This is a genomic window from [Clostridium] symbiosum ATCC 14940, assembly GCF_000466485.1.
GTDB lineage: Bacteria > Bacillota > Clostridia > Lachnospirales > Lachnospiraceae > Otoolea > Otoolea symbiosa.
Genome location: NZ_KE992982.1, coordinates 1 through 8,042, shown reverse-complemented (window position 1 = coordinate 8,042; position 8,042 = coordinate 1). Strand labels below are relative to the sequence as shown.

6 protein-coding genes and 1 riboswitch are annotated in these 8,042 nt (G+C 48.9%); of the genes, 2 read left to right on the top strand and 4 right to left on the bottom strand.

All coding sequences use genetic code 11. The features are described 5' to 3' along the window. Window positions 1-63: 63 nt before the first annotated feature. Window positions 64-1,350 carry a bifunctional folylpolyglutamate synthase/dihydrofolate synthase gene (locus CLOSYM_RS16590; protein ID WP_021643008.1) on the bottom strand — a complete coding sequence of 429 codons (1,287 nt, stop codon included), beginning with the start codon at window positions 1,348-1,350 and terminating at the stop codon, window positions 64-66. Beyond that, window positions 1,347-1,904 carry a folate family ECF transporter S component gene (locus CLOSYM_RS16585; RefSeq protein WP_003508320.1) on the bottom strand — a complete coding sequence of 186 codons (558 nt, stop codon included), beginning with the start codon at window positions 1,902-1,904 and terminating at the stop codon, window positions 1,347-1,349. Before CLOSYM_RS16585 ends, CLOSYM_RS16590 begins: the two co-directional genes overlap by 4 nt. Window positions 1,905-1,983: 79 nt before the next feature. Beyond that, window positions 1,984-2,082: riboswitch (THF riboswitch) on the bottom strand. A 261-nt stretch (window positions 2,083-2,343) separates the two neighbouring features. On the opposite strand from CLOSYM_RS16585, the gene CLOSYM_RS16580 reads away from it, so the two are divergent. Then, the gene (locus CLOSYM_RS16580) at window positions 2,344-3,846 is read left to right on the top strand and encodes an IMP dehydrogenase (protein WP_003499041.1); all 1,503 of its coding nucleotides are present in this window, start codon (window positions 2,344-2,346) and stop codon (window positions 3,844-3,846) included. 173 nt (window positions 3,847-4,019) lie between these two features. Here CLOSYM_RS16580 and CLOSYM_RS16575 read toward each other — a convergent pair whose 3' ends face one another. Together CLOSYM_RS16575 and CLOSYM_RS16570 are read right to left on the bottom strand one after the other, a co-directional pair. Continuing rightward, complete coding sequence (locus CLOSYM_RS16575; RefSeq protein ID WP_021643007.1) at window positions 4,020-4,910, bottom strand: S8 family peptidase; 891 nt, start codon at window positions 4,908-4,910, stop codon at window positions 4,020-4,022. Between the two features lie 342 nt (window positions 4,911-5,252). Next, entirely contained in the window at window positions 5,253-6,191 is a 939-nt protein-coding gene (locus CLOSYM_RS16570; RefSeq protein ID WP_081697085.1) for a polysaccharide deacetylase family protein, read from the bottom strand. Between the two features lie 271 nt (window positions 6,192-6,462). Between CLOSYM_RS16570 and CLOSYM_RS16565 the strand changes: the two genes are divergently transcribed. Beyond that, window positions 6,463-7,869, top strand: coding sequence for an amidophosphoribosyltransferase (locus tag CLOSYM_RS16565; protein ID WP_003499047.1), 1,407 nt, complete (start codon window positions 6,463-6,465; stop codon window positions 7,867-7,869). Window positions 7,870-8,042: the final 173 nt, after the last annotated feature.

Genomic DNA, 8,042 nt, shown 5'->3' with positions numbered 1-8,042 from the left:
CGGCGGCGTCCTCACCTGCTTAACTAAATCTTTACCGTTTCTGTGCATTGCGGAGCGTGCAGGTTATCGTTGCGCCGCGCACTGCCGGAAAATCCGTTCCGCCTCTTCATACATATAGAGAGTTCCCAGGGCAATCAGAGGTTTTCCCTCTCTCATGCTGTTCTTTAAGGCACACTCCGCCGCATCCCGAAGCGTATCAAATGCTTCGGCTTTCCGGACGCCGTGCTTTCTGAAGCAGTCCGCCAGCCGTTCTGCCGGAAGCGCTCTGGGGTTGGCCGGTGTAACGGTGTAGACCGCATTCGTATAGGGTTTCAGCAGCTCGATCATCGCATCATATTCCTTATCCGCCATAACACCCATAAAAATATTAACCTTCTGTCCGTCAAAATACGTTCGGATACTGTCTACGGCCACTGTAATTCCTGCCATATTATGCGCCCCGTCATAGATTGTCAGCGGTTCTTTTATAATTGTTTCAAATCGGGCCGGCCATGATACTGACTGCATACCCGACCTGACTGCATCGCCGCTGATGGCCAGTCCCCTTTCCTTCAATACGGAAATAACAGTCAGTGCAACAGCCCCGTTGGATGGCTGGTACAGGCCCGGGAGGGATAGTCTGATATCCCTGTACTCCTTGAAATCAAAAGTACATCCCCCCAGATCCGTCCGTACATTTTCCAATGCGTTATAATCTACCATTGTCAGCTTTGCTTTTCGGGCTTTTGCCTGTTCTTCTATAACCTGCCTTGCATTTTCTCTGGCTCCGCCAAATATAACGGGACAGCCCTGTTTAATCACTCCGGCTTTTTCAAAGGCTATCTTTTCTATGGTGTCGCCCAAAAATCCCATGTGATCCAGCTCCACATTTACAATTACGGAAGCCAGAGTCTCTTTCATCGTATTGGTAGCGTCAAGTCTGGCGCCCATACCGGTCTCACATATTACAACATCGCATTTCTTTTGATGAAAGACTTTCATGGCTGCCGCAGAGAGAATCTCAAATTCAGTCGGCCTGTCCTCCATCGCATCCGCCAGAGGGCGGATAAAATTAATAATATCACAAAAGCTTTCATCACTGATTGGTTGTTTATCCAGGCGGATACACTCATTCATCTTTCTGATGTAGGGAGAGGTAAAAAGTCCCGTCTTATATCCTGCCGCTCCGAGAATGGATTCCAGCATCGTACAGACGGAGCCTTTCCCGTTGGTTCCCGTCACGTGAATAATCTTCAGTTCATTCTGAGGATCGCCAAGAAGGGCAAGCAGCCTGCTCACCCTCTCAAGTCCCGGCCTGCTGCCGGGAGAAACTCCTTCTTTTATATATGTTACTGCTTCTTCGTATTTCATCTGTCTTTCATCCTTTCCAGCTGTCTGCCAAAAGCTTTATTGCGCAGCAGAAGGTAGATGATATATCCTTCCGCACAGCCGATCACGATGTACAGCGGCACTCTCAGCGCCACCATCTGCAGCGGATATCCGAAATAGATACGCAGGCCAATGGATTTGATAATCATGGAACCTATCACATGGGCTGCGCCCACGGATGCCGCCAGTCTCAGCTTCGGCTTCGTACGGAAACAGTTCTTGTACACCAGTCCGGAAATAAAGCCCACGGACGCCGCTCCTGCCGTAATAATCGGATTAATCGCGTATCCGACAAGCAGGCAGCCGATAAGATCCGCGCAGGCCCCCACCGTAAGACCGGCAAGTGGTCCAAAAAAGATTCCGGCCATCAATACCGTCAGGTTTTCGAAACTGATTCGGAACGGTCCCGCCGTAAATGACAGCTGCTTGCCCAAAACAATACTGAGCGCAATAAACAAAGCCATCATAATCAATACCTGGATGCTCCCAAAAGAAGATCTCGTTCCTGTTTTCGCTGTTTGTCTTTCTGCAGACATAAAAAATACCTCCTTTTAACCTTGCCCATATAGCAAGTAAAGAAGGCTGTTTCCTCACAGTCTCTGTTCCATTGCCGTATGAAGCAGGATGCAGAATACGAACCGCAAGCCTGGGCTTTTCGCTCAGCCGGCAACTCCCCGTCCGGCCAATACTTAACGCTCGTATCCTTACTCTTCAGATGTCATTATTATATCTCTGATTGCATGTACAGTCTATTGAAAATATACTGAATCGGAAGGTTTTTTCTTCATTTTGTAAAGTATTTTGTATATATTCCGACAAAAAAGTCTCCGTCTGAACTGTTGCCAGGCGTGAGACATTTACAGCAAAATTTACCGGCCCCCATTGACGGCGGTAAACCAGTTAAGTATAATAATTAGAATAGATAAAACAGGAATCAAACTTCAAATAAATTAAAAGATAAGGAGACGAATCATTATGGCAATCTACATGAACGAACCATCCCGTACTTTCGGCGAATACCTGCTGATTCCGGGATACTCATCCACGAAATGCATTCCGGCTAATGTCAGCCTGAAAACTCCGCTGGTAAAGTACGCACAGGGAGAGGAGCCCTCTTTAAGTTTAAATATTCCCATGACCTCCGCTATCATGCAGTCCGTATCCGATGACAACATGGCCATTGCACTGGCAAGAGAAGGAGGTCTTTCCTTTATATTCGGTTCGCAGTCCATTGAAAGCCAGGCTCAGATGGTATCACGCGTTAAAAATTACAGGGCAGGTTTTGTCATCAGCGATTCCAATATTACACCGGAAAATACTCTGGCCGATATTCTGGAGCTGAAGGAGAGGACAGGCCATTCCACCGTAGCCGTCACTTCCGACGGAACGTCCATGGGCAAGCTTCTCGGTATTGTTACAAGCAGGGACTACAGGGTCAGCAGAATGACGCTCGATACAAAGGTAGCCGATTTTATGACCAGCTTCGAGCATTTAATCTGTGCCGATGAAAGCACTACATTAAAAGAGGCCAATGATATAATCTGGGAGCATAAGCTGAACAGCCTGCCGATTATCGACAAAGAGCAGCGTCTTGTCTCCATGGTATTCCGCAAAGATTACAATTCTCACAAAACCAATGAGAATGAACTCATTGATTCCTCCAAACGCTATATGGTGGGGGCCGGAATTAATACCAGGGATTACGCAGAGCGGATCCCCGCCCTCTTAGAAGCAGGCGCCGACGTTCTCTGCATTGACAGCTCCGAGGGATTTTCCGAATGGCAGAAGATTGTTCTCGACTATGTCAGGGAAAATTATGGTGACACCGTGAAAGTCGGAGCAGGCAATGTCGTAGACAGCGAAGGATTCCGTTTCCTTGCCGAAGCAGGCGCCGACTTTGTGAAAGTCGGTATCGGCGGCGGCGCCATCTGTATTACAAGAGAACAGAAAGGTATCGGCCGCGGACAGGCTACGGCCCTGATAGAGGTTGCCAAGGCCAGGGATGAGTATTACAGGGAAACAGGCGTTTATGTGCCGATTTGTTCGGACGGCGGCATTGTCCATGACTACCATATCACGCTGGCCCTTGCAATGGGCGCGGATTTCCTGATGCTGGGCAGATATTTTGCAAGGTTTGATGAAAGTCCGACTAAGAAGGTAAATATAAACGGAAGCTATATGAAGGAATATTGGGGTGAGGGCAGCGCAAGAGCCAGAAACTGGCAGAGATATGATCTCGGCGGCGATGCAAAGCTTTCTTTCGAAGAGGGAGTGGATTCCCTTGTGCCTTATGCCGGTAGCCTGAAGGATAATGTGGGCCTTTCCTTAAGCAAAGTACGTTCCACTATGTGTAACTGCGGCTGTCTGACCATACCGGAGCTTCAGAAGAATGCAAAAATGACATTAATATCCTCCACAAGTATTGTAGAGGGCGGCGCACATGATGTAATGCTGAAAGACAGCAGACAGATTATGTAAGCTTATACGATAACCTGCACGCTCAGCGCACAGGTCACTGTAATTAATATAAAAGGGCCGGTGCCGCGCAGAAAGCTTTCATTATCTGCGCGGCACCGGCCCTTTCAGATATTATCGGCCGGAATTTCTCTTCAGGGCGTCAACGCCGCTTTTGTGCGGGGGCGGCTTCCCGCTTATCTCACCAGACGTTCCACATCTAGAAGGCCCCAGCCCTGCTGGTTATGAGGCAGCCCCAAATCCACCGCCCGCTCCCTGAGATGCAGCTTCACATCCTTATTACTCATCCATGGATATTTTTCCAGCAAAAGTGCAATCGCCCCTGAGACCAGAGGCGTAGACATGGATGTACCGCTTTTTACCGTATAACCGTTCTGTCTGTTGGCACAGCTTATAATACTGGAGCCGGGAGCCACAATATCAGGCTTGCATACGCAGGCGCTGGTGGGCCCCCGGCCAGAGTAATCTATCATGCGGCTTCCCGCCACATCCACTTCCTTATAATCGTCGGAACAACCTACCGTAATGACTTTACGGCTGATTCCGGGTGTTGTGATGGTATGCTGGCCCGGACCATTGTTGCCGGCTGCCACTACCACCACAAAACCTGCATCCCAGGCGGCATCAACTCCCCTTACCAGCGCTGAATCTTCGCTCATCCCCTTTTTGCTGAAGGAACCTACAGATATGTTGATAATTCTGATTCCATATTCCTGTTTGTGTCTTTCAACCCATTTAAGCCCCGACAGCACATCGGAGGCAAAGCCATTTCCTTTCTGATCCAGCACTTTTACGCTGATCAGGCTGCACTCCGGTGCAACCCCCTGATATCTCCCATCGGAAGAAATGCCTTTTCCTCCGATTATCCCGGATATATGAGTGCCGTGTCCGTTGTCGTCATAAGGCAGAAACCTTCTCTTAAGCATATCGTTAAATACGACGATTCTATTTTCAAAGTCCCTGTGAGGAAATATTCCCGTATCGAGGACTGCAACACCTACGCCTTTTCCTGTCAGGCCCAGACGGTATGCCCCGTCGCAGTGAATCCATTTTTTTGCCTGATCCACAAAAACGCCCTGCTTTCTGTATTCTTTACTTTAGGATATTCCGATAGGACGGTTTATGGTATCAAAAGAATGCAGTAAAAATTTCCAGCAGAAGGAACCTTAACGTGAACAGGGCCAGACAGCGGTCTGATATCCCGGGAAGAAACCAGTTCTGCGCTCCTGCACGGAGCGGTTTATTTAACCGGGTATATTTCCTGTTTGACGATAACCTGCACACTCCGCGCACAAGTCACCGCCTTCAATAAAAACGGCTGCATTGGGACAGGCGGTTTACATTCCCTCTGTCCTCAATTCAGCCATTCTCTTTTAACGCTTTATTTCCCTTATTCCTTATATATTTTTTTACTTTGGAAAACTATAATAAACTCCCTTAATGCTGAGTCCGCCTCTGAACCGGGCCAGTTCACTGACGGTCACCAATTGATATCCCCGTTCGGTCAGCGCCGGAATCAGTGTCACGGCAGCATCGCCGGAAGCCGTATAAAGCTCATGCATCAGAACAATATCCCCGTCCTTTACGCTCCCCAGCACTTTCTGTACCGACGAGGCGGCATTTCTCGTCTTCCAGTCCAGTGTGTCTATGTTCCACATGATGATCGGCTGGTTAATATTAGCCAGAACCGTATTGTTTTTATTGCCTCCCGGAAGTCTGACCAGCGCGGGAGCTTCGCCTGTCACTGCGGCCACGGTCTGGTTACAGCGGTCAATCTGGCTGCGGATCTGGGCTGCGTTCAGCTTATTCAGATATTTATGTTCATATGTATGGTTGCCAATCTCATGGCCATTGTTATGCATTCTCTTTATCTCAGCCTGATAAGACGGTACCCTGCTGCCTACCACAAAGAAGGTGGCCCTGCCGTTATGCTGCTCCAGGCTGTCCATAATCCTGTTTCCCACCGGCGCATAAGGACCATCGTCAAATGTCAACGCCACCATAGGTTTGGTGGGATCGATGTAGCGTCCTCCGCTGGCTATCATTCCTTCCGCCGGCTGTTCTGGCTGTACCGGCTGCTGCTCCGGCTGCTGCTCCGGCTGGGTTGTCTGCTCCGGCTGCTCTGGCTGCTGTTCCGGCTGGCTTGTCTGCTCCGGCTGCGCTGGCTGCTGCTCCGGCCCGGCCCCCGGCCCTTTCGCCTCTTCCCTGCTGTTCTCCGCAATCGCTGTATCGGACGCCGGACCGGAAGGCCCGTCCGCATAAGCTGCAGGCGCTGACGCAATCATAAAAGCCGCTGCCAGCAACATGGCTGCCCATCTTTTTCTTGTCATTCTGTTCAATTTAATCATCTTCTCTCCTCAGATAAATCTTTACTATATTACATATTATTGTATCACAGGCCTACGGTCAAAGGAACCCCGGTTTGCAGGAAATAAAGTATTTTTCCTGCCATTCGCCGGTAAAAATGGCATTATCATGAAAAACGTGATTATCTATTAATATTTTTAATAAATAAAGTCTATTGTCCAATCCCCCTAATATATGCTATGATGAAAATGACGCTTTTATTCTTAAAATAAATATAAAATGAACTTACCAAATATCGAAAGGAAGTTAAAAATGGGTGGATTTTTCGGTGTTGCATCTAAGACAAACTGTACGATGGATCTGTTTTTCGGCGTAGATTACCATTCTCATCTGGGAACAAGAAGAGGCGGTATGGCCGTCTATGGTCCTGGCGGCTTTAACCGTTCTATTCATAATATCGAGAACTCTCCGTTCCGTACAAAATTCGAACGCGACGTGGATGAACTTCAAGGCAATATGGGCATCGCCTGCATTTCCGACATGGAACCCCAGCCTCTTCTGATTCAGTCACATCTGGGGAGCTATGCCATCACGACGGTTGGTAAAATTGCCAATCAGGAAGATCTGATTCGGGAAGCCTATGAAAAAGGCCACATTCATTTTCTGGAAATGAGCGGCGGCAAGATCAATGCGACCGAGCTGGTTGCCGCGATTATCAATCAGGCCGAGTCGATCGTGGACGGCCTTCTGCTGGCCCAGGAGAAAATCATAGGCTCCATGACCATCCTGCTTCTTACTCCGGAGGGCATTTACATTTCCCGTGACAGAAAAGGACGTACCCCAGCCGTCATCGGCAGAAAAGAAGGGGCTTTCTGTGTCTCTTTCGAAAGTTTTGCTTACATTAATCTTGGCTTTACTGATTACCGTGAACTTGGCCCGGGCGAGATTGTCCTGATGAAACCGGAAGGGATAGAAATTTTAAGCCCGGCACGGGAAGAGATGAAAATCTGCTCCTTCCTCTGGGTTTATTATGGATATCCGACATCCTCCTATGAAGGTATTAATGTCGAGGAAATGCGCTATAACTGCGGACGTATGCTGGCAAAACGCGATCATGCCCAGGCCGATCTGGTGGCTGGTATCCCCGATTCCGGTATTGCGCATGCTATCGGTTATGCCAACGAATCCGGCATTCCATTTTCACGCCCTTTCATTAAGTACACCCCAACCTGGCCGCGTTCCTTTATGCCGACCAGCCAGAACCAGAGAAGTCTGATCGCCCGGATGAAACTGATACCGGTAGACTCACTAATCCGCGGCAAGAGCCTCCTTCTCATCGACGACTCCATTGTACGCGGCACACAGTTGAGCGAAACGACGGAATTCCTGTATCAGAGCGGCGCAAAGGAAGTGCATATCCGCCCTGCCTGCCCGCCGCTTTTATTCGGATGTAAATACCTCAATTTCTCCCGTTCCAATTCCGATCTGGATCTGATAACAAGAAGAATTATTCGGGACCGTGAAGGAGATAATGTATCTGATGAAATTCTGGCCGACTATGCTAATCCGGACAGCCAGAACTACAAGGATATGGTGGAAGAAATCAGAAAAAGACTCAATTTCACTACGCTTCAATTCCACAGGCTTGACGATCTGGTTGAATCAATCGGAATTTCCCCCTGCAAGCTGTGTACCTATTGCTGGAGCGGAAAAGAGTAATCGAAATAAACAGGCGGGGGATTACTGAAACCTAATTGGAGATTTAACTGAGGTAGGAGGACGCGTCCGGAACGGACCATGTCCGGTGTGGTGAGGGGGATGGCTGAGTGTTCCGTCCCCGTGGGAGGTTGTCGTGGATGGGGAATCCGGCCGGAATGAATTGCTGCGGGGAC

Bases quoted from the DNA above. Each gene is read 5' to 3' on its own strand.
- CLOSYM_RS16570 (WP_081697085.1), bottom strand. From the start codon at position 6,191: ATGATTAAATTGAACAGAATGACAAGAAAAAGATGGGCAGCCATGTTG.
- CLOSYM_RS16565 (WP_003499047.1), top strand. From the start codon at position 6,463: ATGGGTGGATTTTTCGGTGTTGCATCTAAGACAAACTGTACGATGGAT.
- CLOSYM_RS16585 (WP_003508320.1), bottom strand. From the start codon at position 1,904: ATGTCTGCAGAAAGACAAACAGCGAAAACAGGAACGAGATCTTCTTTT.
- CLOSYM_RS16590 (WP_021643008.1), bottom strand. From the start codon at position 1,350: ATGAAATACGAAGAAGCAGTAACATATATAAAAGAAGGAGTTTCTCCC.
- CLOSYM_RS16580 (WP_003499041.1), top strand. From the start codon at position 2,344: ATGGCAATCTACATGAACGAACCATCCCGTACTTTCGGCGAATACCTG.